21 protein-coding genes are annotated in these 23,082 nt (G+C 72.7%); 5 read left to right on the forward strand and 16 right to left on the reverse strand.

Annotated features, from left to right (window positions below):
* Window positions 1–2 precede the first annotated feature (2 nt).
* Entirely contained in the window at window positions 3–1,082 is a 1,080-nt protein-coding gene (dapE, locus tag AQJ11_RS10040; protein ID WP_058081805.1) for a succinyl-diaminopimelate desuccinylase, read from the reverse strand.
* Window positions 1,083–1,187: 105 nt separating this feature from the next.
* On the opposite strand from dapE, the gene AQJ11_RS10045 reads away from it, so the two are divergent.
* Together AQJ11_RS10045 and AQJ11_RS10050 are read left to right on the forward strand one after the other, a co-directional pair.
* Window positions 1,188–2,204 (forward strand): VldE C-terminal domain-containing protein, encoded by a 1,017-nt coding sequence (locus tag AQJ11_RS10045; RefSeq protein ID WP_175252255.1) that lies wholly within the window; start codon window positions 1,188–1,190, stop codon window positions 2,202–2,204.
* A gap of 286 nt (window positions 2,205–2,490) precedes the next feature.
* Window positions 2,491–2,955, forward strand: a complete 465-nt coding sequence (locus tag AQJ11_RS10050) for a hypothetical protein (protein WP_014674798.1) — start codon at window positions 2,491–2,493, stop codon at window positions 2,953–2,955.
* A gap of 87 nt (window positions 2,956–3,042) precedes the next feature.
* Here AQJ11_RS10050 and AQJ11_RS10055 read toward each other — a convergent pair whose 3' ends face one another.
* Together AQJ11_RS10055 and fdxA are read right to left on the reverse strand one after the other, a co-directional pair.
* Entirely contained in the window at window positions 3,043–4,140 is a 1,098-nt protein-coding gene (locus AQJ11_RS10055; RefSeq protein ID WP_058081804.1) for a bifunctional succinyldiaminopimelate transaminase/glutamate-prephenate aminotransferase, read from the reverse strand.
* A 132-nt stretch (window positions 4,141–4,272) separates the two neighbouring features.
* Window positions 4,273–4,593, reverse strand: coding sequence for a ferredoxin (fdxA, locus tag AQJ11_RS10060; RefSeq protein WP_014674796.1), 321 nt, complete (start codon window positions 4,591–4,593; stop codon window positions 4,273–4,275).
* 140 nt (window positions 4,594–4,733) lie between these two features.
* On the opposite strand from fdxA, the gene AQJ11_RS10065 reads away from it, so the two are divergent.
* Together AQJ11_RS10065 and AQJ11_RS10070 are read left to right on the forward strand one after the other, a co-directional pair.
* Window positions 4,734–5,906: a GNAT family N-acetyltransferase gene (locus tag AQJ11_RS10065; protein ID WP_398780980.1), complete on the forward strand. Its 1,173-nt coding sequence runs from the start codon at window positions 4,734–4,736 to the stop codon at window positions 5,904–5,906.
* A 369-nt stretch (window positions 5,907–6,275) separates the two neighbouring features.
* Window positions 6,276–7,142: a transglutaminase family protein gene (locus AQJ11_RS10070; protein WP_059262767.1), complete on the forward strand. Its 867-nt coding sequence runs from the start codon at window positions 6,276–6,278 to the stop codon at window positions 7,140–7,142.
* 15 nt (window positions 7,143–7,157) lie between these two features.
* Here the strand turns inward: AQJ11_RS10070 and AQJ11_RS10075 are convergent, their stop codons facing one another.
* The 8 genes from AQJ11_RS10075 to AQJ11_RS10110 form a co-directional block, all read right to left on the reverse strand.
* Window positions 7,158–7,772: a response regulator transcription factor gene (locus AQJ11_RS10075; RefSeq protein ID WP_014674793.1), complete on the reverse strand. Its 615-nt coding sequence runs from the start codon at window positions 7,770–7,772 to the stop codon at window positions 7,158–7,160.
* A complete protein-coding gene (locus AQJ11_RS10080; RefSeq protein WP_059263074.1) occupies window positions 7,769–8,962 on the reverse strand; it encodes a sensor histidine kinase in 1,194 nt (397 codons plus the stop codon). Before AQJ11_RS10080 ends, AQJ11_RS10075 begins: the two co-directional genes overlap by 4 nt.
* Before the next feature lie 5 nt (window positions 8,963–8,967).
* Window positions 8,968–9,708 (reverse strand): ABC transporter permease, encoded by a 741-nt coding sequence (locus AQJ11_RS10085; RefSeq protein ID WP_059262769.1) that lies wholly within the window; start codon window positions 9,706–9,708, stop codon window positions 8,968–8,970.
* The gene (locus AQJ11_RS10090; protein WP_208616475.1) at window positions 9,705–10,631 is read right to left on the reverse strand and encodes an ABC transporter ATP-binding protein; all 927 of its coding nucleotides are present in this window, start codon (window positions 10,629–10,631) and stop codon (window positions 9,705–9,707) included. Before AQJ11_RS10090 ends, AQJ11_RS10085 begins: the two co-directional genes overlap by 4 nt.
* A gap of 140 nt (window positions 10,632–10,771) precedes the next feature.
* The gene (locus AQJ11_RS10095) at window positions 10,772–13,213 is read right to left on the reverse strand and encodes a hypothetical protein (RefSeq protein WP_059262773.1); all 2,442 of its coding nucleotides are present in this window, start codon (window positions 13,211–13,213) and stop codon (window positions 10,772–10,774) included.
* A gap of 192 nt (window positions 13,214–13,405) precedes the next feature.
* Window positions 13,406–13,822, reverse strand: coding sequence for a DUF6113 family protein (locus AQJ11_RS10100; protein WP_059262775.1), 417 nt, complete (start codon window positions 13,820–13,822; stop codon window positions 13,406–13,408).
* Window positions 13,819–14,679 (reverse strand): N-acetyl-1-D-myo-inositol-2-amino-2-deoxy-alpha-D-glucopyranoside deacetylase, encoded by an 861-nt coding sequence (gene mshB / locus AQJ11_RS10105; RefSeq protein ID WP_059262777.1) that lies wholly within the window; start codon window positions 14,677–14,679, stop codon window positions 13,819–13,821. The genes AQJ11_RS10100 and mshB overlap by 4 nt, the downstream gene beginning before the upstream one ends.
* A gap of 48 nt (window positions 14,680–14,727) precedes the next feature.
* Complete coding sequence (locus AQJ11_RS10110) at window positions 14,728–14,922, reverse strand: hypothetical protein (RefSeq protein ID WP_014674786.1); 195 nt, start codon at window positions 14,920–14,922, stop codon at window positions 14,728–14,730.
* A gap of 172 nt (window positions 14,923–15,094) precedes the next feature.
* On the opposite strand from AQJ11_RS10110, the gene AQJ11_RS10115 reads away from it, so the two are divergent.
* On the forward strand, window positions 15,095–17,236 hold the full coding sequence (locus AQJ11_RS10115; RefSeq protein ID WP_059262779.1) for a S9 family peptidase: 2,142 nt from the start codon (window positions 15,095–15,097) through the stop codon (window positions 17,234–17,236).
* Window positions 17,237–17,336: 100 nt separating this feature from the next.
* Here AQJ11_RS10115 and AQJ11_RS10120 read toward each other — a convergent pair whose 3' ends face one another.
* Genes AQJ11_RS10120 through AQJ11_RS10140 form a run of 5 tightly spaced genes read right to left on the reverse strand, consistent with a single transcriptional unit; the run spans window position 17,337 to window position 22,902 of the window.
* Window positions 17,337–18,395 carry an ABC transporter ATP-binding protein gene (locus AQJ11_RS10120; RefSeq protein WP_014674784.1) on the reverse strand — a complete coding sequence of 353 codons (1,059 nt, stop codon included), beginning with the start codon at window positions 18,393–18,395 and terminating at the stop codon, window positions 17,337–17,339.
* Window positions 18,388–19,362 (reverse strand): ABC transporter ATP-binding protein, encoded by a 975-nt coding sequence (locus tag AQJ11_RS10125; RefSeq protein WP_059263075.1) that lies wholly within the window; start codon window positions 19,360–19,362, stop codon window positions 18,388–18,390. Before AQJ11_RS10125 ends, AQJ11_RS10120 begins: the two co-directional genes overlap by 8 nt.
* 8 nt (window positions 19,363–19,370) lie before the next feature.
* On the reverse strand, window positions 19,371–20,354 hold the full coding sequence (locus AQJ11_RS10130; protein ID WP_059262781.1) for an ABC transporter permease: 984 nt from the start codon (window positions 20,352–20,354) through the stop codon (window positions 19,371–19,373).
* Window positions 20,347–21,270 (reverse strand): ABC transporter permease, encoded by a 924-nt coding sequence (locus AQJ11_RS10135; RefSeq protein ID WP_059262782.1) that lies wholly within the window; start codon window positions 21,268–21,270, stop codon window positions 20,347–20,349. Before AQJ11_RS10135 ends, AQJ11_RS10130 begins: the two co-directional genes overlap by 8 nt.
* Window positions 21,271–21,276: 6 nt before the next feature.
* Complete coding sequence (locus AQJ11_RS10140) at window positions 21,277–22,902, reverse strand: peptide ABC transporter substrate-binding protein (RefSeq protein ID WP_014674780.1); 1,626 nt, start codon at window positions 22,900–22,902, stop codon at window positions 21,277–21,279.
* Window positions 22,903–23,082: the final 180 nt, after the last annotated feature.

The following is a 23,082-nucleotide window of genomic DNA, read 5'->3' on the forward strand; positions in this document are numbered from 1 at the left end:
AGCTAGGCGGTGAGCCAGTTCCGCAGTCGTTCCTCGCCGGCCAGGATCTTCGCGGTCTCCACGCGCTCGTCCCGCTTGTGCGCCAGGTGCGGGTTGCCGGGGCCGTAGTTGACCGCGGGGATGCCGAGCGCGGAGAAGCGGGAGACGTCCGTCCAGCCGTACTTGGGCCGCGGGGTGCCGCCCACCGCCTCGATGAAGGCGGCGGCGGCCGGCTGGGAGAGGCCGGGCAGCGCGCCGGGGCTGTGGTCGTCCACCACGAACTCCTCCACGCCGCAGTCCGCGAACACCTCCTGGACGTGCGCGACGGCCTCCTGCTCGGTGCGGTCGGGGGCGTACCGGAAGTTGACCGTGACCACGCACTCGTCCGGGATGACGTTCCCGGCCACTCCCCCGCTGATGCCCACCGCGTTCAGACCCTCGCGGTACTCCAGCCCGTCGATGACCGGCCGGCGCGGCTCGTAGGAGGCCAGCCGGGCCAGGACGGGGGCCGCCGCGTGGATCGCGTTGGAGCCCATCCAGGCGCGCGCCGAGTGGGCCCGCTCGCCCTTCGTCCTCAGCAGCACCCGCAGCGTGCCCTGGCAGCCGCCCTCCACCTCGCCGTCGGAGGGCTCCAGCAGGACCGCGAAGTCGCCCGCCAGCCACTCCGGGTGGGCCTCGGCTACGTGCCCCAGGCCGTTGAGGTCGGCGGCGACCTCCTCGTTGTCGTAGAAGACGAAGGTCAGGTCGCGGTTGGGGGCGGGGACGGTGGCCGCGATGCGCAGCTGCACCGCCACGCCCGACTTCATGTCACACGTGCCGCAGCCCCACAGCACCCCGTCCGCGTCGAGCCGCGAGGGCACGTTGTCCGCGATCGGCACGGTGTCGATGTGCCCGGCCAGGATGACGCGCTCGGCGCGGCCCAGGTCCGTCCGGGCGATCACGTTGTTGCCGTAGCGGTCCACCGTCAGGTGCGGCAGGCCGCGCAGCGCGGCCTCGATGGCGTCCGCGAGCGGCTTCTCGGTGCCGCTCTCGGAGGGGAAGTCCACGAGCTGCGCGGTGAGCGCGGCGGCGTCCAGCGTGAGGTCAAGCGAGGTGTCGGCCATGGCCACGACCCTAACGCGCCACCCGCCGGGGCCGGGGGCGCGACCGACGGCGCGGTCCCGCGGACCCGGCGCAGGGGGTCCGGGGAGCTCCAGTACCTTGTACGCGTGTCAGAGCCGTCCCCCACCCGTCCCAAGCGCCGCGGGCGCCTCTTCCGTTACGCCGCGGCCCTGTTGGTCCTGTGCGGTGTCGCCGCGTACCTCGTGGTGCAGTACGTCACCGGAGGCGGCGGTGCGCGCGGCTGCACGGTGGTCTCGGCCTCGGACGACGGGGCGTCGTACGAGTTCACGCCCGAGCAGGCGGCGAACGCGGCGACGATCGCCGCCGTCGGGACCGGGCGCGGGATGCCCGAGCGGGCCGTGACGATCGCGCTGGCGACCGCCCTCCAGGAGTCGGGGCTGCGGAACATCGAGCACGGCGACCGGGACTCGCTGGGCCTGTTCCAGCAGCGGCCCTCGCAGGGCTGGGGCACCGCGCGGCAGATCATGGACCCGGCCTACGCGGCGGGCATCTTCTACGCGCACCTGGCCAGGGTGCCGGACTACACCGACCTGCCGCTGACGGTGGCCGCGCAGCGGGTGCAGCGCAGCGGCTACCCGGAGGCGTACGCCAAGCACGAGCAGGACGCCACGCTGCTGGCGGCGGCCCTGACCGGGCGGGCGGCGGCCTCGCTGACCTGCGACGGGCGCCCGCAGCGCACGACCTCGGCGACCGGCCCGGACGCGGTGCGGGCCGCGCTGGTACGGGACTTCGGGCGGGACGCGCTCCAGGAGACCGGCGCGGTGGTGGGCGGGACGCCCGTGCCGTCGCCGTCCCCGTCGCCGAGCGTGACCGCGACCGCGCGCGGGCGGACGGTGACGGTCCCGGTGCCGGAGGGTGCGAAGACGGACGCGACCGGGCGTGGCGAGCGGGAGCGGGGCTGGCAGCTGGCGCAATGGGCGGTGGCCCACTCCTCGGCGCTGCACATCCAGCGGGTGGCGTACGCGGGCCGGGTGTGGACCGCGGGGAGCGACAGCGACGAGTGGCGGACGGCCGGGCCGGACGGGGCCGGGGGCGCGCAGAGCTCCGCGGGGACGCCCGTGGAGACGTCCGTGGGGTCGGTGCGGATCGTGGCCGGACAGTAGTACGGACGATCACTCCGGCGGGTTGTGCGCCGCCAGGGCGTACGCCGGTTCGGGCGGGTGGCGTGCCCCTCCCGGGAACCCTTGGGAATCAAGGGCGGGAAGGATTCTGCACGATTTCCGGCGGATGTTCTTTGCCCGTTTTTATCCACACCTGATAATGCGACGCGTTATCCATTCTTTACCTGGGGCGTCCGCAACCTTCGCGGGCTTCGAGCGGTAGTCACGGCGTCCGAGCCGGAGACGGGCTTGGACACAGACACCGTTCTCTCCCGTCGAATGGAGCATCATGTCCCTCCCTCTGACCCGCCGGATCGCCCGTGCCGCGCTGCTCGTCGCAGCGGGAGCGGCTGCCGGGGTCGGTGCGGCCGGCTCCGCCGGAGCGGCCACTCTGCCGGCGGCCACCCCGAACCTGGGCGGTCTGACCGCCCTGGACGGCGCGCACGTCGGCAACGCCGTCGACGGTGCCGCGCAGAGCGTCACCACGGTCGCGGGCCACACGGGCGGCAAGGCGGTCGAGCAGGCGGTGCCGGCCGCGGGCAAGACCGGCGGCGCCGCCGTGAAGAAGGCGGCCCCGGCGGCGCAGAAGGCCGCGGGCGACGCGGCCGGGACCGCGGGCGGTGTCCTGGGGGACGCGGCCTCCGGCGCCACGAAGGGCGGCCTGCCGACGGACGCCCTCACCAAGGGCGGGCTGCCGACGTCCTCCCTGCCGACGTCCTCCCTGCCGACCAAGGGCCTGCCGCTGGGCGGCTGAGCGCCCGGCTGTGAACGCCGACGGGGTCCAGGTGCCTCTCCTGGGCCCCGTCGGCTTGTGCGCCGTCGAGACGGACGGACGGGCGGGCTATGCGGTCAGGCGGGCCACCGCTGCTCGCACGCGTTCGTCCGTCGCCGTGAAGGCCACGCGGACATGGTTCTTGCCCGCCTCGCCGTAGAAGTCGCCCGGGGCCACCAGGATGCCCCGGTCGGCCAGGTGGGCGACCGTGGTCCAGCAGGACTCGTCACGGGTGGCCCAGAGGTAGAGGCTCGCCTCGCTGTGCTCGATGCGGAAGCCGTCGGCGAGGAGCGCCGCGCGGAGCGCCTCGCGGCGGGCGGCGTAGCGCTCGCGCTGCTCGTGCACGTGGGCGTCGTCGCCGAGCGCGGCCACGACCGCCGCCTGCGTCGGCGCGGAGGTCATCATGCCGCCGTGCTTGCGGATCTCCAGCAGCGGGCCCAGGACGGCCGGGTCGCCGGCGGCGAAGGCCGCGCGGTAGCCCGCCAGGTTGGACCGCTTGGAGAGGGAGTGGACGGCGACGATGCCGTCGTAGGAGCCGCCGTTGACGTCCGGGTGCAGGACCGAGACCGGGTCGGCCTCCCAGCCCAGCTCCAGGTAGCACTCGTCGGAGAAGACGAGGACGTCGTGGGCGCGCGCCCAGGCGACGATGTCCGTGAGCTCCTGCCGGGAAAGGACCTTGCCCGTGGGGTTGGACGGCGAGTTCAGCCAGAGCAGCTTCAGGCCGGCCGGGTCCAGGTCGCGCGGGTCGTCGTAGACCTCGTACTCGGCGCGGGCCAGACGGGCGCCGACCTCGTACGTGGGGTAGGCCAGGCGCGGGTAGGCGACCCTGTCGCCGGGGCCGAGGCCGAGCTGGGTCGGCAGCCAGGCCACCAGCTCCTTGGAGCCGACGACCGGCAGGACGTGCCGGTGGGTGACCCCGCGGGCGCCCAGGCGGCGCTCCAGCCAGCCGGTGATCGCGTCGCGCAGGGCGGGGGTGCCCCAGACGGTCGGGTAGCCCGGGGAGTCGGCCGCGTCGATCAGGGCCTTCTGGACCAGCTCGGGGACCGGGTCGACCGGGGTGCCGACGGAGAGGTCGACGATGCCGTCCGGGTGGGCCGCGGCCGTCTTCTTGTACGGCTCCAGCTTGTCCCAGGGGAAGGTGGGAAGCCGGTCGGAGACTGCGGACACGGGAATCAGGCTCACTTTCGTACGGTGCGGCAAACGCCTCGGTCCCGTACGGCGCCGATCGGGCTGATCGGGCCGTACGGGACCGAGGCGGCGCGGCGCTGTGTGGCGGGCGGCCGCTTGGTGCTCAGTCGGTCACTCGCCCTGCGGCGGCAGCGCGGCGACGAAGGGGTGGTCGCGCTCGATCAGCCCCAGCTTGCTGGCGCCGCCGGGCGAGCCCAGCTCGTCGAAGAACTCGACGTTCGCCTTGTAGTAGTCCTTCCACTCCTCCGGGACGTCGTCCTCGTAGAAGATCGCCTCGACCGGGCAGACCGGCTCACAGGCACCACAGTCGACGCATTCGTCCGGGTGGATGTACAAGGACCGCTGGCCCTCGTAGATGCAGTCGACCGGGCACTCCTCGATGCACGCCTTGTCCTTGACGTCGACACAAGGCTGCGCGATGACGTAGGTCACGCTGTCGTTCCTCCTCGATAGGGCGCTGGCGGGCCTCCTCAGGCTCCGCCGCCTGGCGCGCGGGAGCGCGGCGTCGTCGATGCCCGCCCCTAGTATCTCCGTTCCGGAGCATGATCCGAACAGGAGGGGTGAACTGACCAGTGGAAATCTCGGCGAAAGGACGCCTGGAGGTCCGAATCACCCCTGCTGACGTGGGGAAACGGGTCTCTGTACGGCGGTTGGGCGAACCCGGTGGCGGACCGGAGAAGTTCACTGACACGGTGGGTGTTCTCACATCATGGGACGGTGGCGTGCTCATGATCACACGGCGGGACGGCGAACGGGTCAGGATCCCGCAATCCGCGCTGGTCGCCGGGAAGGTCGTGCCCGCCGCCCCGGCGCGGCGCAGGGGGCCCGCCGCCACGTACCCGGAACTCGTGCGGGTCTCCTCCCGGGCGTGGCGGCCGGTGGAGAGCGAGCGGCTGGGCGAGTGGGAGCTGCGGGCGGCCGGCGGGTTCACACGGCGCGCCAACAGCGTGCTGCCGCTCGGGGACCCCGGGCTTCCGCTCGACGCGGCCCTGGCGGCCGTACGACGCTGGTACGGCGAGCGCGGCCTGCCCGCGTACGCGCAGACCGCGACCGGCGCGGAGGGCACGCAGGAGATGCTGTGCGCGGAGCTGGAGCGGCGCGGCTGGGTGCGCGAGGTGACCGCCGAGCTGTGGACCGGGGCCCTGGCGCCGGTCGCGGACCGGGCCGGGGGCGCGGGGGTGGTCCTGTCCCGGGCGGCGGACGAGGCGTGGCTCGCGCGGTACCAGCGCAAGGGGGTGAGCGAGGTGGCCCTGCGGGTGCTCGGTTCCGGGCCGTCGGTGTGGTTCGCCTCCGTGCCCGGCGCCGGGGAGGGCGAGCCGCCGGCGGCGATCGGGCGGTGTGTCGTGGACGGGCGGTGGGCCGGGTTCGCCGCCGTCGAGGTGGACCCCGGCCGGCGGCGGCAGGGGCTGGCCACCGAGGTCATGGCCGCGCTGGCCCGGCGCGCGCTGGAGGAGGGCGCCTCGGCGGCCTGGCTCCAGGTGGAGACCGACAACGACTCCGCCCGAGCCCTCTACCGCGCCCTGGGCTTCACCCCCCACCACGCCTACCACCACTACCGGGCCCCCGAAGAGCAGGACCCGCCGGACCAGCCCCCCACCACCGCCGACCGGCCCTCGCCGGGGGACACGCCCGGGGCTGGGTCCCTGCCGGAGGGCGCCGCCGGGACCGGGTCCCAGCCGGAAGGCACCCCCGAAACCCGGCCCCTGCCGGGTGACAACCCCGAGACCCCGGACCCAGGCAAGTGACGCGCCCAGTACTCGCCCCCGACAGGGCGACATGCCCAGCGGCCGGACCCGCGCGAGCGACCGCCCCGGCAGCCGGACCCGTCCGAGCAACCGCCCTGGCGGCCCGACCCACCCGAGCAACCACCCCGGCAGCCGGACCCGTCCGAGCAACCACCCCGGCAGCCGGACCCACCCGAACAACCACCCCCACAACCCGACCCACCACCCCGGCAGCCGAACCCGGCCCGTCAACAGGCCCAGCAGCCCGACCCGGCCGGATAGCCACCGTGGCGGTCGGAGCCGGCCCGGCGGTCACCCAGCGTCGCGAGCGCCGCGGGCATCCCGCTGCGGGCTGCCGTAGAACGCGCCGTGGAAGGGCATGAGGCTGCCATGAGTCATCCGTATCTGCCGCCCCCGTACCCTCCCTCCGAGGACCGCTCCGCCGAGCTGCGGCGGCGGTTCGCCGAGGAGGCCCGGTCCGAGCGGCCCGACCTGTCGGCGCTGTGTCTGCTGATCGGCGCGGTGACGGACGGCTCGCTGGACGAGGCCGGCATCGACGCCGCGCAGGCGGAGCTGGACCGGCTGGCGGGCGAGCTGCCGTTCCGGCCGGGCGGGCCACAGGCGTGGGCGGAGGCCGTACGAGAGCTGCTCGGCACCCGCCACGCGTTCCACGGGACGCCGGGCGACTACCAGCGGCTGGAGTCCTCCCTGCTGCACGAGGTGCTGCGGCGACGGCGCGGGCTGCCGATCCTGCTGTCGGTGGTGTGGCTGGAGGTCGCGCGCCGGGCGGGCGCCCCCGTGTACGGCGTCGCGCTGCCGGGGCACTTCGTGGTCGGGTTCGGGGCGGCGGCGGAGCAGGTGCTGGCCGATCCGTTCGACGGTGGCCGGGTGCTCACCGGGCCGGACGCCGACCTGCTGGTCGTGGGTGCCACGGGCACGCCGCTGGACCCCTCGATGCTGGAGCCGGCGCCGCCCCTGGAGGTCGTCCAGCGCGTCCTGAACAACATCCGGGCGTGGGCGGCGGCCCGGCCGGAGCGGTCGGACGTCGCCCTGCGGGCCGTGGAGCTGGCGCTGCTCATCCCCTCGCACCCGGCACGCCTGCGCTACGAGCGCGGGCAACTGCTGGTGCAGCGCGGCGAGTTCGTCGCGGGCGCCGAGGAACTACAGCACTACGCCGACCTGATCGAGGTGGTGGACGAGTCGGCGGCGCGCAAGGTCCGGCAGGAGGCGCGCACGGCGAGGTCCAAGCTCAACTGAGATGGGGGTGGCCCCTCACAGCCACCCCTTGTCCCGGGCGATCCGTACCGCCTCCGCCCGGTTGCGCGCGGCCAGCTTCTGGATGGCGGTCGACAGGTAGTTGCGGACCGTGCCCTGGGACAGGTGCAGTGCCTGGGCGAGTTCGGCGTTGGTGGAGCCGTCGGCCGCCGCGCGGAGCACCTCGCGTTCGCGCTCGGTGAGCGGGTTGGCGCCCTCGGCGAGCGCGGCGGCGGCCAGCGTGGGGTCGATGACCCGCTCGCCGGCCAGCACCTTGCGGATCGCCTCGGCGAGCTGCGCGGCCGGGGCGTCCTTGACGAGGAAGGCGTCGGCGCCCGCCTCCATGGCGCTGCGCAGGTAGCCGGGGCGCCCGAAGGTGGTCAGGACGACCAGCTTGACCCCCGGATGCGCCCGGTGCACCAGGGCCGCGGCCTCGATGCCGGTGCAGCCGGGCATCTCGATGTCGAGCAGCGCGACGTCCACGCCGTGCGCGCCGACGGCCGCGAGCACCTCGTCGCCGCGCGCCACCTGGGCGACGACCTCGATGTCGTCCTCCAGGCCGAGCAGGGCGGCCAGCGCCTCGCGGACCATCGACTGGTCCTCGGCGAGGAGGACCTTGATCATGCTCGTCATGCCCCGGATCCTATGTCCGCCCCGGCGGCCGTGGGCACACGCGCGACGAGCCGGAAGCCGTGCCCGACCCGGCCCGCCTCCAGGCTGCCGCCGGCCTTCTCCAGGCGCTCGGTCAGCCCGGTCAGGCCGTTGCCGGGCCCCTTCCCGGAGCCGCCGCTCCCGCTGTCCTCGACGGAGAGTTCGAGCACCGGTCCGTCCAGGGTCTGACGGCGCAGCAGCCGTACGGCGCAGCGGTCGGCGCCGCTGTGCCGGACCACGTTGGTGACCGCCTCGCGCAGCGCCCAGGCCAGCGCGGACTCGGCCTCCTCGGGCACGCCGGCGAGGTCGGGTTCGGCGGGCACCTCGGCGACGACCCCGGCGGCGGTCAGCGCGACCTGGGCGCCCGCGAGTTCGGCGGCGAGCCGGGGGCGCCGGTAGCCGGTGACGGCCTCCCGGACGTCCACCAGGGCCTGCCGGCTGACCTGCTCGATGTCGGCGACCTGCTGGGCCGCCTTGTCGGGGTGGCCGGGCAGCATCCGGCCGGCCAGCTCGCTCTTGAGCGTGATCAGCGACAGGGAGTGGCCGAGCAGGTCGTGCAGGTCGCGGGCGAGGCGGAGCCGCTCCTCGTTGGCGGCGAGCTGGGCGACGGTGGCCCGCGCCTTGCGCAACTCGATCGTGGTGCGCACCAGTTGTCCGACGCCGACCATCGCGAAACCTATGAGCCCCACGAGGAGCAGCAGGCCACGGGCCTCCTTCTCGTTCGAGTGCAGCCCGACCAGGTACATCAGCGCGGCCGTCGCCGGGATCGCCCAGTACGACGCCCGGACCGGCAGGGTGGCCCCGCAGGCCACCGACAGGTAGACGAAGAGGCCGAGCCAGGCGCTGCCGAGGGTGTAGGCGAGGACGGGGGCCAGGACGGCCAGGACCGCGATGAGGCCGACGACGGTCCGGGGCGCGAAGGACCGGCCCATGTTGCGGAAGACCAGCGCCAGGTAGACCCCGACGAACGCGGCCAGGCCGAGGGAGCCGGCCAGGGTGGCGCGCGCGGTGTGGTGGCCGCCGACCAGGTCGCCGACCGGTGAGCTGAGGAAGACCAGCCACACGCCGATCCACAGCACCTTGGTCAGCACGTCCCGCCGGGTGCGGGGGCCCTGGCCCAGCCTCACCTGGTGTTCCGGCCGCTTCTGGCCGGTCAGGGGGTCTTCCGTCATCGCGCTCACGCCTTCAGCGTGTCCTTCCGGTACAGCCAGGCCGCGCCGCCCGCGAAGAGGACGAAGTAGGCGGCGAGGACGGCGATGTCCGCCGCGTGCGGGGCCTGGCTCTGCTCGATCGCCCGTCCCAGGGCAGCGTACGCGTGCGTGGGGAGCCACTCGGCGATGTCCTGGAGGGCCTGCGGGAAGGTCGTGGACGGCATCCACAGGCCGCCGAGGATCGACAGTCCGAAGTAGACGATCATCGTGATCGGGCGGACCGCGTCCCCGGAGGCGAGGTAGCCGAGGGCGACGCCGAGCGCGGCGAAGACGAGGCTGCCGGCCCAGATGACCCCGGTGAGCGCGAGCCACTGCCAGGCGTCCAGGCGTACGTGCTTCACACCGGCGGCGACGGCGAACACGACGACGATGGCCGGCAGGCTCACCACGGCGGCGCTCGCGGTCTTGGCGAGGACGTAGCCGCGTCCGGGCAGCGGGGTCAGCCGCAGCTGCCGCACCCAGCCGCTCTCGCGTTCCTTGGCGATGCGCTCGCTGTTGCCCATCAGGACGGCGGTCAGGGCGCCGAAGGAGGCCATGGAGACCATCAGGTAGGTGGCGACGGTCAGAGCGGTGCCGTCGACCCGCTCGTTCGCGCCGGCGCTGCTGGAGAAGATCAGGTAGATGATCGAGGGGTAGAGCACCGAGAAGAACAGGAATTTCCTGTTCCGCAGGGCGCGGGCCAGTTCGAGCTTGATGAGGGCGTTCACGACTGCTTGGCCTCCTCGGCCTCCGTGATGGCGACGAAGGCCTGCTCCAGACCGAGCCCGGCGACTTCGAGGTTGCGGGGGTAGACGCCGAGGCCGTAGAGGGCGTGCACGGTCGCGTCGGCGTCGGCGGACTGGATGCGGACGGTCTGGCCCGATACGTCGATCGAGGTGAGGAACGGCAGCCCGCGCAGGGCACCGGCGTCGATCTCGCCGGACAGGTCGAAGGAGATCCGCCGCGCGCCCGCCTTGGCCTTGATCTCGGCGGCCGTGCCGTCGGCGAGGAGCCGGCCCCGGTGCAGCACCAGGACCCGGTCCGCGATGGCGTCGGCCTCTTCCAGGTAGTGGGTGGCGAAGAGGACCGTACGGCCCTGGTCGGCCTGTTCGCGCATGGTGGCCCAGAATGCCTGGCGGGCGGCGACGTCCATGCCGGTGGTCGGCTCGTCCAGGATGATCAGATCGCTGTCGCCGGCGGTGGCGAGGGCGAACCGGACCCGTTGCGCCTGTCCGCCGGAGAGCTTGTCCACCTTGCGGTCGGCGATCTGGGCGATGCCCGCCCGGGCCAGCACGTCGGAGACCGGGTACGGCCGCGGGTGCAGGGAGCAGGCCAGCTTCACCAGTTCGGCGACGGTGACCCCGTCCATCAGGCCGCCGCTCTGGAGCATCGCCCCGACCCGGCCGCCCACGATCGCCTCGCGGGGGCTGCCGCCGAACAGGCTCACCGTGCCGCCGTCGGCGTGCTTGAGCCCGAGGAGCAGGTCCAGGGTGGTGGACTTGCCCGCCCCGTTCGGGCCGAGGAGGGCGACGGTCTCGCCCGGGTACAGCCGGAGCGAGAGGCCGTCGACGGCCCGCACGCTCCCGTACGTCTTGGTCACCTGGTCGAACCCGACCACCGGGGTGGTGGCCGGTGCCGCTGTCGTCGTCATGCCGTCCATGCTGGCGGCGGGGGCCCGGGAGCGGGCAGTGTCGGGGGTCCTGAGTGCCGCATGACAGATGTCACGCGGTGCGGGTGACGGACACGGCGAGGGGGCGCCCCCTGGACGAGGGCGCCCCCGCAAGCCGCCGGCTAGCTCGGGTTGGTGTCGATGACCCCGACCCGCTCCGCCTCCGTCTTGCCCCGCAGGGCCTGGCGCAGCGCGCCGACCACGTCCTGCGGCAGGACGCCGCGCTTCCCGGTCGCGGTCTGGATCTGCACGCCGTCGAAGGTGCTGCCGTAGGCCTCCTTGAGCGCGCCCAGGTCGTAGGTGTCCACGAGCTTGCCGTCCACGGCCTTGAAGCCGAGGATCTTCGGCAGCGACAGCGGACCGAACCGGATGCTGTGCGCCGCGTCGGTCTGCACCTTGACGATGCCGGACATCGCGGGCTTCGCGAAGTCGTTCATCACCCGGTCCACCTCGGCGTTCGACACCGTCGGCTGCTTGATGGTGGTCGGCACGGTGACCGGGGGCGTGCTGCCCGTCTCCACCAGCGTGCGGTACGCCTGTTCGACCGCCGTGGTCGAGCGGCCCGCGTCGATGGCCCTGCCCGCCTTGCCGTAGACCGCGACGGCCTTGCCGCCGGACTCGAACTTGATGGTGCCGTCCGTGGCCGAGCCCGAACCGCCGCCGGCCTGCTGGAGCGCGGCCTGGAGCTTCTCCTCGTCCACCGGCATGACCGGCTGGACCACGCGCTTCTGTCCGAAGAGGGAGCCGACGACGTGGACCGGGTTGTAGTCGCTCTTCGCGGCCCCGCTCACCGTGGCCTGGTAGTCGAACTGGAGACCGGCGTTCTCCGGCGTGAGGGTGACCGTCTTGCCGCCCACGGCCAGCTTCAGCGGCTTGTTCACCCGGCTGCCGAAGGCGTCGTCCAGCTTCTTGACGGCGTCGTCGCGGGTGCCGCCGCCGATGTCGACACCGAGCACGGTGGTGCCCTTGGGCACGTCGGTGTGGTTCATCAGCAGTCCGGCGCCGTAGGCGCCGCCCGCCACGACGAACACGCCGACGACGAGCAGCATCAGCTTGCTGCGGCCCTTCTTCTTCGGCTTGCCCGCCGCCTTGGGCGCGGCGGCCGGCTCCGGCTTGGGCGCCGTGGACGCCGCCGGGCCGCCGGGCTGGGTTCCGAAGGGGGTCTTGCCGGCGTTCGGGACGACCGGGATGCCGCTGGTGACGGTGTGTCCGGAGACGTTGTCGGCGGACGGGGGGCGGTACCCGGGCGTGCCCGGTTCCGGGGCCGGCTTCTGCGGGGTGAGGATCGCGGTGTCGTCGCTGAGCCCGCCACCGGGGCCACGGCCCGCCGGGCCGCCGGGGCTGCCTCCCGGACCGCCGGGGACGCCGGGCCCGCCGGGTCCGGTGAAGCCTCCCGCGGCGCCGGGCGCGTCGAGATCGGCGATGTCGGCGAGGGCGCTGCGCGCCGCCGGGGTGCCCTGGCCGCCGAAGCCGGCGCCCGCCGGGCCGTCGAAGGGCTCGCCCGGCCCCATGCCGACGCCGCCGGCGGCCGGCGGGACGAGGGTGCCGTCGCCGGTCACCGGGCCGCTGGTGGGACCGGCCGGCCCGCCCTGCGGACCGCCGGGGCCGCCAAGGCCACCGGGTCCGTCGAAGCCGCTGGCGCCGCCGGGACCGCCGTTCCCGCGGGCACCGCCCGCGGCACCGCCGTAGCCGTCGTGCCTGTCGGCCCCGGCCGCACCGGCGCCGTAGCCGCCCTGGCCGCCGGGGCCCGCCGTGCCGGTGCCGAAGTCGTCCTGGCCGCCGTTCTCCGAGAAGTACGGCAGGTCGTCGCGGCGGGGCTCGTCGGAGCCGGTGGAGCCGGGTCGGGAGCCGCCGCCGAGGGGGCCCGCGGCCAGCGCCTCGGTCACGTCGAAGGAGCCGGTGCCGCCGCCGTGACCCGGGGCGACCGGGCCGCCGGTGGCGCCGGGCAGGCCCTTGCCGTTCGTACCGCCGGAGCGGGGACCGCCCGGTGCGCTCATGGAGCCGACCACACCACCGGGACGGCCGCCGCCGGGGCGTGCGCCGGTGGTACCGGCCGCACCCGAAGCCCCCGGACCACTCGAACGGGCACCCGACACGCCGGAGGAGACCGGGGCGGCGGCGGAACCGCCGGACATCCCGGCGCCGTTCGTGCCACCGCCGCCCGGACCGCCCTTGGGCGCGCCGGACTTGCGCGGCGCGAACCAGTCGCTGGTCTTCTCCTCCGCCTGGGCGGCGGGCTCGGCCGGGGCCTCGGCGGCACCGGCGGTCGGCCGGTCGGCCACCGGCAGCGGCTCGGCGGCCGGCGCCTCCTCGGCGCCCTCGCCGTCCCCCACGGGCTTGCGCACGACGACCGGCGGGATGGGCCGGGACCCGGGGATGTTGATCCGGATCCGGGTCGTCAGCGTGGTCTCGGTCTTCTTCTCCTCCGGCCGCGTGCCCGAACGGCCCGCGCCCGTACCGTCGTCGGAAGCCAGGGGGGTCCCGTACGGCGGCGTGCCGGAGGGGTATGCGGCTCCGCCGCGCCCGTTGGGCCCGGAGGACGGAGTGTCAGTTTCACGACTCAAGGCAGGTTCTCCCGGTTGGCTCCGCCGCCCGTTTCGACCTCAGTGGGGGTGCCCCCTGTTCGAGCGCAGTCGAGAACTTGGGGGAGGCTCGGCGGCGCGCACCACCATACTGGCCACTTCTGGCGCGTATCCCATGACCGCCGGGGAAACCCACACCGGACTCGCACCCGCGCCGTACGGCGAAGTGGTACGTCACTTGCCAAGTCGGGCGGGGCCGCCGCGCGGTTGCCGCCCCGCGCCAACGGTGGCGCAGATCACAGCGAGGGCCATGCCGCCGAGCAGGTACAGGTAGGAACTGCCGCCCGCGCCGAAGAGGTAGTCGCCCTCCGGGCGCGTGGTGGTGAGCAGCAGGACGGCGACGACCCAGCCCGCCGCCGGCGCGACCGCCCCGCCCCGGCCGCCGGTGGCGTACGCGCCGCCGAGGAACAGCCCGGCGGCGCCCGCGAGCGCGAGCAGCAGCCCGCCGGGGAACCAGGCGGCCTGGAGGAGGGCCCCGGCCAGGCCCGTGACGGCGCCGAGCAGGAGCAGGCCGACGAGGGCGGCGGTCCGGCCCGCGGAGGGCGGACGCAGCGGCTGGGCGAGCAGGGAGCCGTTCCCGCCGTCGCTCATGACGCCTCCCCGAGGTCGAGGCCGGCGAAGAGGTCGGTCTCCCCGCGCTGTCCCGGCCCGCGCACCAACTCGTAGTACTCGGTGGTGAACAGCGGCTGGGCGAGTTCGTTGGAGAGCGCGAAGTACGGCTCGGCGACCTCGATCTGGGTGGCGTGGGCGCGCATGGCGGCGGTCTTGGCGGCGGCGTACGCGGTGCCGTCGATCGTGGTGGTGATCCGCTCGTCCGCCACCACGCCGGGTACGTCGTCCACGGTGGCGCCCTTGTCGAACGGCAGTGCGGACAGCTCGTCCTGGAGGCGGGCGAAGGCCGCGTCGGCGACGGAGCGCGGGACGCGGTTCCAGTACACCTTGGCGATCCGGTGGCCGCGCTCGGCCGCGAGGTCGACCGCGCGCATGGCGACGCGGTGGGCCTGGATGTGGTCCGGGTGGCCGTAGCCGCCGTCGTCGTCGTACGTCACGAGGACCTGGGGGCGGACCTCCAGGATCACCTCGGCGAGCCTGCCGGCGGCCTCGTCGACGTCGGCCCGCCAGAAGCAGCCGGGGTCGTCGTTGTCGGCGAGGCCCATCATCCCGGAGTCGCCGTACCGCCCGGCGCCGCCGAGCAGCCGGGCGTCCGTCACGCCGAGCGCGGACACCGCCGCGGCCAGCTCGCCGCGCCGGTGCGCGCCCAGCGCGGCGCCCGTCAGGTGCCGCAGCCCAGGCGGGATGACCTCGCCCCGCTCCCCCAGGGTGCAGGTGACCAGGGTCACATGGGCACCCTCGGCCGCGTACCGGGCCATGGTGGCGCCGTTGTTGATCGACTCGTCGTCCGGGTGCGCGTGCACCAGGAGAAGACGCCGGGAGGGCAGTTCCGTCATGGCCTCCACCCTACGAGGTCCACCCGCCCGGCCCCGCGACGCCGGCCGTCAGAACTTGATGCTGCCGATCATGCTCGCCACGTTGGTCGTCAGCTCGCTGATCGTGGGGGCCACGGTCGAGGAGGAGAGGTAGAAGCCGAGCAGGATGCAGACGACCGCGTGGCCGCCCTTCAGCCCTGACTTCTTGATCAGCAGGAAGACGATGATCGCCAGCAGCACCACCGCCGAAATCGAGAGTGCCACGGCGGCTCACCTCCAAAGATCCCAGGGACGCGGGTTCTAGATCAGTTGAGCAATTCCATGCAGACGACAGCAGGTTCCTACCCACTCTGCGGTAGTGATCATAACTATCCGTACTCGCGCATCGATCGGCGCACAGCCGCACAAGGGGGCGCATGGCCAATATGGTCGGGGTATGACGACCGAGGCTGACTCCTTCCCCCGTCGGCACGCCCGGACCCAGCGGTTCACGCTCGGCGCGCCGCGCGCGTTCACCGTGGCACCCGACGGTTCGCGTGTCGCGTTCCTGCGTTCCGGCTCGGGCACCGACCGGGCCAACTCCCTGTGGGTCATGGATCTTCCGGGGGGTGCGGAGCGCCTGGCGGCCGACCCGCGCGCGCTCCTCCGGGGCGCCGCCGAGGAACTCTCGGCCGAGGAGCGGGCGCGCCGCGAGCGCAGCCGCGAGGGCGGCGCCGGGATCATCGGCTACGCCACCGACAGCGCCCTGGAGTTGGCGTCTTTCGCCTTGTCAGGGCGGCTTTTCGCGGCGGAGCTGCGCGCCGGGACGGCACGCGAACTCCCCGTTCCCGGACCGGTGATCGACCCGCGTCCGGCCCCCGACGGCCGGCACATCGCGTACGTCGCCGGGGGCGCGCTGCGGGTCGTGGGCGCCGAGGGCGAGGGCGACCGGGCGCTGGCCGAGCCGGAGTCGGCGGACGTCTCCTACGGCCTCGCGGAGTTCATCGCGGCGGAGGAGATGGCGCGTTCGCGGGGCTTCTGGTGGGCGCCGGAGTCGGACCGGCTGCTCGTGGCACGCGTGGACGACACGCCGGTACGGCGGTGGTGGATCTCCGATCCGGCTCATCCGGACCGTGAGCCGGCCGGCATCCGGTACCCGGCCGCGGGCACCCCCAACGCGGACGTCCGCCTGTTCGTGTGCGGGCTGGACGGGACGCGCACGGAGGTGGTCTGGGACCGCGCGCGTTACCCGTATCTGGCACGTGTGCACTGGTCAGAGGCGGGTGCGCCGCTGCTGCTGGTGCAGGCGCGGGATCAGCGCAGCCAGCTCTACCTGGCGGTGGACCCGGATTCCGGGGCCACGCGGATGGTGCACGCCGATGAAGATCCAACTTGGCTGGAACTTTTCGCTGGCGTGCCCTGCTGGAGCCCCTCGGGGCAGCTTGTCCGTATCGCGGACGAGGGGGGCGCACGGGTGCTGGCGGTCGGGGAACGTCCCTTGACCAGCGGTCAGTTGCATCTACGCGCGGTGCTGGACGTGGGCGCGGACGACGTACTGGTTTCCGCCTCTTCCGGCCCGGAGGCCGAAGCGCCCGAAATTGGCGAAGTTCATGTGTACCGGGTGAACGAACTGGGCGTGGAGCGCCTGTCGCAGGAGCCCGGTGTGCACTCGGCGGTGCGCTCCGGGAACGTGACCGTCCTCGTGTCGGCCGCGCTGGACCGGCCGGGTGCCCGGGTCCAGGTGCTGTGTGACGGGAAACCGACGGGTACTGTCCGGTCGTACGCCGAAGATCCTGGTTTGTCCCCCCGGGTGACCCTCACCCAAGGGGGCGCACGCCGAATTCCGTGCGCCGTGCTTATGCCACGGGACTACCCCGGTGACACTCCCCTGCCGGTTCTCCTGGACCCCTACGGCGGTCCGCACGGCCAGCGCGTGGCCGCCGCGCACAACGCCCACCTCACCTCCCAGTGGTTCGCCGACCAGGGCTTCGCGGTGGTCGTCGCCGACGGCCGGGGCACCCCGGGCCGCTCGCCCGCCTGGGAGAAGTCGATCCGGGACGACGTGGCGGCGGTCGTCCTCCAGGACCAGGTCGACGCCCTGCACGCGCTCGCCGAGCGGTACCCGCTGGACCTCACCCGGGTGGCGATCCGGGGCTGGTCCTTCGGCGGCTACCTGGCCGCGCTGGCGGTGCTGCGCCGCCCGGACGTCTTCCACGCGGCGGTGGTCGGCGCGCCGGTCACCGACCTCAGGCTGTACGACACCCACTACCAGGAACGCTATCTCGGCGACCCGAACGAGCAGCCGGAGGTGTACCGGCGCAACTCGGTGATCGACGACGCGGGCCTGGTCGACCCCGCCGAGCCGCACCGCCCGATGCTGGTCGTCCACGGGCTGGCGGACGACAACGTGGTCGTCGCGCACTCCCTGCGCCTCTCCTCCGCCCTGCTGGCCGCCGGCCGCCCGCACGAGGTGCTGCCGCTGTCCGGGGTGACCCACATGACCCCGCAGGAGACGGTCGCGGAGAACCTGCTCCTGCTCCAGCTGGACTTCCTCCGCCGCTCCCTGCCCCGGCCGGCAGACGGCGGTGAACCGCGTTAACACACAGGCAACTTCACGGAAGCTGTGCCGCTATACGGACACGGCATCCTGAAGGACGTACGGCCGTGCGGGTGCCGTGAACGGGCCGGGGTGCGCCATGTCACCCCGGCCCGTTGCCGTTCAGCCGGGACTCCTCCGGCGGCACCACTTGCTTCTCCTCCGCGAAGTGACAGGCCGAGGGGTGCGCGGCGGGCCCGGCCGCGTCGCGGAAGGCGGCCGGCACGGCGAGCGCGGGGACCTCCACGGCGCAGCGTTCCTGTGCCTTCCAGCAGCGGGTGCGGAACCGGCAGCCGGAGGGGATGTCCGTCGGGGAGGGTACGTCGCCGGTGAGGATGATCCGTTCGCGGTGTTCGCGGGCGTCGGGATCGGGTACCGGGACCGCGGAGAGCAGGGCCTGGGTGTAGGGGTGGGTGGGGTGGTCGTAGATCTCGCTGTCGCGGCCGGTCTCCACGATGCGGCCCAGGTACATCACGGCGACGCGGTCGGAGATGTGCCGGACGATGGACAGGTCGTGGGCGATGAAGAGGTAGGAGAGGTCGAACTCCGTCTGGAGGCGGGCGAGGAGGTTGACGACCTGGGCCTGGACGGAGACGTCGAGGGCGGAGACGGGTTCGTCCGCGACGATGATCTCGGGGCGCAGTGCCAGTCCGCGGGCGATGCCGATGCGCTGGCGCTGGCCGCCGGAGAACTGGTGGGGGTAGCGGTTGACGTACTCGGGGTCGAGGCCGACGACGTCCAGCAGTTCCTGCACCCTGCGGCGCCGGTCGCCCTTCGGGGCCGCCTCGGGGTGGATCTCGTACGGCTCGCCGATGATGTCCCCCACCGTCATGCGGGGGTTGAGGGAGGTGTACGGGTCCTGGAAGACCATCTGGATGTTGCGGCGCACGGCTTTGAGGGCCTTGCCGGACAGCCGGGTGATGTCCTCGCCCTTGAACGTGATGGTGCCGGCGGTGGGTCGTTCGAGGCCGCACAGGAGTCTGGCGACGGTGGACTTGCCGCAGCCCGATTCGCCGACGATGCCGAGGGTTTCGCCCTGGGCGAGGGTGAAGTCGACCCCGTCGACGGCCTTGACCGCGCCGATCTGCTTCTTGAACAGGATGCCCCGGGTGAGCGGGTAGTGCTTGACCAGGCCGCTGACTTCGAGGATCGGTTCAGCCATCGAGGCACTCCCTCCAGAAGTGGCAGGCGCTGCCCCGCTCGTCGGACACCTCGTACAGCGGGGGTTCGTCGGTGCGGCAGACGTCCCTGGCCATGGGGCAGCGGGGGTGGAAGGAGCAGCCGGGCGGGATGTGTGTCAGGTTCGGCGGCAGGCCCTTGATGGCGTAGAGCTGCCGGCCTTTGTGGTCGAGACGGGGGATGGAGTCCAGCAGGCCCCGGGTGTAGGGGTGGGCGGGGGCTTTGTAGAGGTCGTGGACGGGGGCGGTCTCCACGATCCGTCCCGCGTACATCACGGCGATCCTGTCGGCGACGTCGGCGACCACACCCAGGTCGTGGGTGATGAGGATCAGTCCCATGCGGTACTCGCGCCGGAGGTCCGCGAGGAGGTCCATGACCTGGGCCTGGACGGTGACGTCGAGGGCGGTGGTGGGTTCGTCGGCGATGATGAGGGCCGGTTCCAGGGCCAGCGCCATGGCGATCATGATGCGCTGGCGCATCCCGCCGGAGAACTGGTGCGGGTAGTCGCGCACCCGCTGGGCGGCGGCCGGGATCCGCACCCGCTCCATCAGCTCCACGGCCCTCGCGCGCGCCTGCTTGCGCGACATGCCCCGGTGGACGACGAACATCTCCCCCAGCTGGTCCCCCACCGTCATCACCGGGTTGAGGGCGGACAGGGCGTCCTGGAAGATCATCGCCATCTCGGTACCCCGGATCCTCCTGCGCTCCTCGCCCTTCAGCGTCAGCAGGTCCCGTCCCCGGAACAGGATCCGCCCCTGGGTGATCCGCCCGGGCGGCGTGTCGAGGATGCCCATCACGGCCTGCGCGGTCACCGACTTCCCCGACCCCGACTCCCCCAGCACCGCCAGCGTCTCACCCGCGTCGACGGCGTAGTCGACTCCGTTGGCGGCGTGGGCGATCCCGTCGCGGGTGTGGAACTCCACGTGCAGGTCGCGTACGTCGAGCAGCACGGCGGACGTCACCTCAGCTTCGGGTCGAGGGCGTCGCGGACCGCGTCGCCCAGCATGATGAACGCCAGCACCGTGACCGCCAGGGCGCCCGAGGGCCACAGCAGGGCGTGGGGGGCGTTGCGGATGTAGGGGGAGGCGGCGGAGATGTCGATGCCCCAGGAGACGCTGGGGGGTTTGAGGCCCACGCCGAGGTAGGACAGGGTCGCCTCCAGGGCGATGTAGGTGCCCAGCGCGATGGTCGCCACCACGATCACCGGGGCGACGGCGTTCGGCGCGATGTGCCGCAGCAGGATGCGGGAGTCGGAGGCGCCCAGGGCACGGGCGGCCTGGACGTAGTCGTTCTGCTTGGCGGTGATGACCGAGCCGCGCGCGATGCGGGAGATCTGCGGCCAGCCGAGCAGCACCATGAACCCGATGACCGGCCAGACCGTATTGGAGGTCACGACCGAGAGGAGGACGAGTCCGCCGAGGACGACCGGGATGGCGAAGAAGATGTCCGTGATCCGGGACAGCACCGCGTCCCACAGGCCCCCGAAGTAGCCCGCCAGCCCGCCCAGCACCGACCCGAACACCGACACCCCGAGCGTGGCCAGGACCCCGACCGTCACCGACGTACGGGCCCCGTACACGGTGCGCGTGTAGACGTCGCAGCCCTGGCCGTCGTACCCGAAGGGGTGCCCGGGGGCCGAGCCGTCCTGCGCCTTGGCCAGGTCGCAGGTGAGCGGGTTCCCGGAAGCGATGGCCGACGGCCAGACCGAGACGAACACCAGGAAGAGGATGACCAGGGCGGAGACGAGGAAGACCGGGTCGCGGCGCAGGTCGCGCCAGGCGTCCGACCACAGCGAGCGCGGCCTGCCCGCCGGCCCCGTGCCCTCCGGGCCGCCCGGTGTGCGCTCCAGCGTGGTCGCCTCGCTCGCCGCGAGGTCCATCGCGCCGCCCATGCCGGTACCGGCGATGGCACGCCCGGCCTCGTACGGCGGTTGCTCAGGCATAGCGGATCCTCGGGTCGAGAACGGCGTACAGGAGGTCGACGAGGAGGTTGGCGACCAGGAAGACGAGGACGAGGACGGTGACGAAGCCGACGACCGTCTGGGTGTTCTGGCGCAGGATGCCCTGGTAGAGCTGGTAGCCGACGCCGTGGATGTTGAAGATCCGCTCGGTGACGATCGCCCCGCCCATCAGCGCGCCGATGTCCGTGCCGATGAACGTGACCACGGGGATGAGGGAGTTGCGCAGCAGGTGCCGGGTGATGACCCGGCGCTGGGGCAGCCCCTTCGCGATGGCCGTACGGACGTAGTCCGCGCGTTTGTTCTCCGCGATGGAGGTGCGGGTCAGCCGGGTGACGTAGGCCAGGGAGACCGAGGCGAGGACCAGGCCCGGCACGATCAGCTCGCCGAAGGCCGCGTCCGGGGAGACGGACGGTTTGATCCAGGCCCACCGCACCCCGAGCAGCAGTTGGAGCAGCAGACCGGTGACGAAGGTGGGGACCGAGATCACCACCAGGGTGAGCAGCAGCACGGTGGTGTCGACGGGCCGGCCGCGCCGCAGGCCCGTGACGACGCCCAGCGTGATGCCGATGACGACCTCGAACAGGATCGCCACGATCGTCAGCCGGATGGTGACGGGGAACGCCGTGCCCATCAGCTCGGTGACCTTCTGCCCGTTGAACGCCGTACCGAAGTCGCCGGTGAACAGGTGCCCCATGTAGGTGAGGTACTGCTGCCAGACCGGCTTGTCCAAGCCGAACTCCCGCTTCAGCTGGGCCGCCGTCGACGGATCGCACGCCCGCTCCCCGCACAGGCCGGCGACGGGATCGCCCATCACATTGACCATGAGGAAGATCAGCAGGGTGGACCCGACGAAGACCGGGACCATCTGGAGCAGTCGCCGGACGACATAGCGCCCCATGGCGGCTCAGCTGACCTTGATCTCGTTGTAGACGGGCACGCTGAACGGGTTGAGTGCCACGTCGGACAGCCGCTCGGAGTAGCCGGCGCTGCCGTTCTGGTACCACAGCGGGATGGCGGCCATGTTGTCCCGGACGACCTCCTCGGCCTGCTGGAACAGCTTCACGGCCCTGGTCTGGTCGCTCTCGGCGTTGGCCCGGTCGACCAGCTCGTCGAACTTCTTGTCCGACCACTTGCCGTCGTTGGACGAGGCGTTCGTGTAGTACAGCGGCTGGAGGAAGTTCTGGATGAGCGGGTAGTCCATCTGCCAGCCCGCGCGGAACGGTCCGGTCATCTTGTGCCGCCCGATGCGGTTGCGGAAGTCGGCGAAGGTGCCGACCGGGTTGCCGACGCACGCCTTGTCGTCGCCGAGGGCGTTGTTGACGGAGTTGCACACGGCGTCCACCCACTCCTTGTGCGAGCCCGTGTCCGCGTTGTACGTGATCTTCACCTGGCCGCCGGGGATCCCGCCGCCCTCCTTGATCAGCTTCTTGGCCTCGTCCGGGTGGTACTCGCAGGCCTTGCCGCACAGGCCCTCCTTGAAGCCGCCGGCCACGCCGAGGACGGGCGAGGTCCAGTCGGTGGCCGGGGTGCGGGTCCCGTGGAAGATCGTCTCGGTGATCTGCTCGCGGTTGATCGCCATGGACAGCCCCGTGCGGACCTTCTCCGCGCCCGGCTTGTCCCACGCCTTGTCGTAGTAGGGGAAGGCGAAGGTCTGGAGGATGCCGGCCGGGGTGTTGAGGTAGCGGTCGCCCAGGTCGGCCTTGACGTTCTTCAGCTGGGCGGCGGGCACGTCGTCCACCAGGTCGAGGTTGCCGGACATCAGGTCGGTGTAGGCGGTGTTGCTGTCGGTGTAGACCTTCAGGTCGACCCCGCCGTTGCGTGCCTTGTCCGGGCCCGGGTAGCCGTCCCACTTCCGCAGGGACATCTGGGACCCCTTCATATAGGAAGCGACCGTGTACGGACCGTTGCCGACCGGCTTCTTCAGCCAGGCGGCGTGGTCCGTGAAGAAGGCGCGCGGCAGCGGGGCGAAGGCCGCGTAGCCGAGGGTGTCCGGGAAGGTGGAGAACTTCTGGTTGAGCCGGACGGTGAAGGTGTGGTCGTCCACCACCTTCAGCCCGGACAGGGTGTCGGCGGTCTGCCTGCCGCCGCTGGGGTGGACCTTGTCGTAGCCGTCGATGTAGCCGAAGAAGAGGGCGTTCTTCTGGTTGTTCCGCAGGCTCGCGCCGTAGTTCCAGGCGTCCACGAAGGAGCGGGCGGTGACCTTCTCGCCGTTGGAGAAGGTCCAGCCGGGCTTCACCTTGATGGTGAAGTTCCGCGAGTCGTCGGTGTCGATGGACCGGGCGAGCATGTCGGTGGCCTTGCCGGTCCTCGGGTCGTACTTCTTCAGGCCCCGGAAGATCATGTCGAGGACCTTGCCGCCCTGCACCTCGTTGGTGTTGGCCGGCTCCAGCGGGTTCTGCGGGTCGCCCCAGGAGGCGCTGAGCACCGCGCCCGAGGTGCCGCCGCCTGAGCCGCCGCCCCCGCAGCCGGTGGCGGCGAGAGCCAGCGCCACCGCGCACACGGCCCCCCGGGCCTGCGTGACTCCCCGCATGGCGTGCCTCCTCCGCGACGTTGATCCACTACCGGCCAATATCGTCATATAAGGCATGTATCGCATGTCCGCCGCCCGATTGAGCGGCCTTTGGAGGGAGACGTCATCCGAATGCAGGCACCGCCCCCTCGGACGCCCTGATGATCTTGGGTGGCGAGCGCAATAGATCTTCGCGTAACG

The sequence above is a fragment of the Streptomyces corchorusii genome (assembly GCF_001514055.1).
GTDB classification, from domain to species: Bacteria; Actinomycetota; Actinomycetes; order Streptomycetales; family Streptomycetaceae; genus Streptomyces; species Streptomyces olivaceoviridis.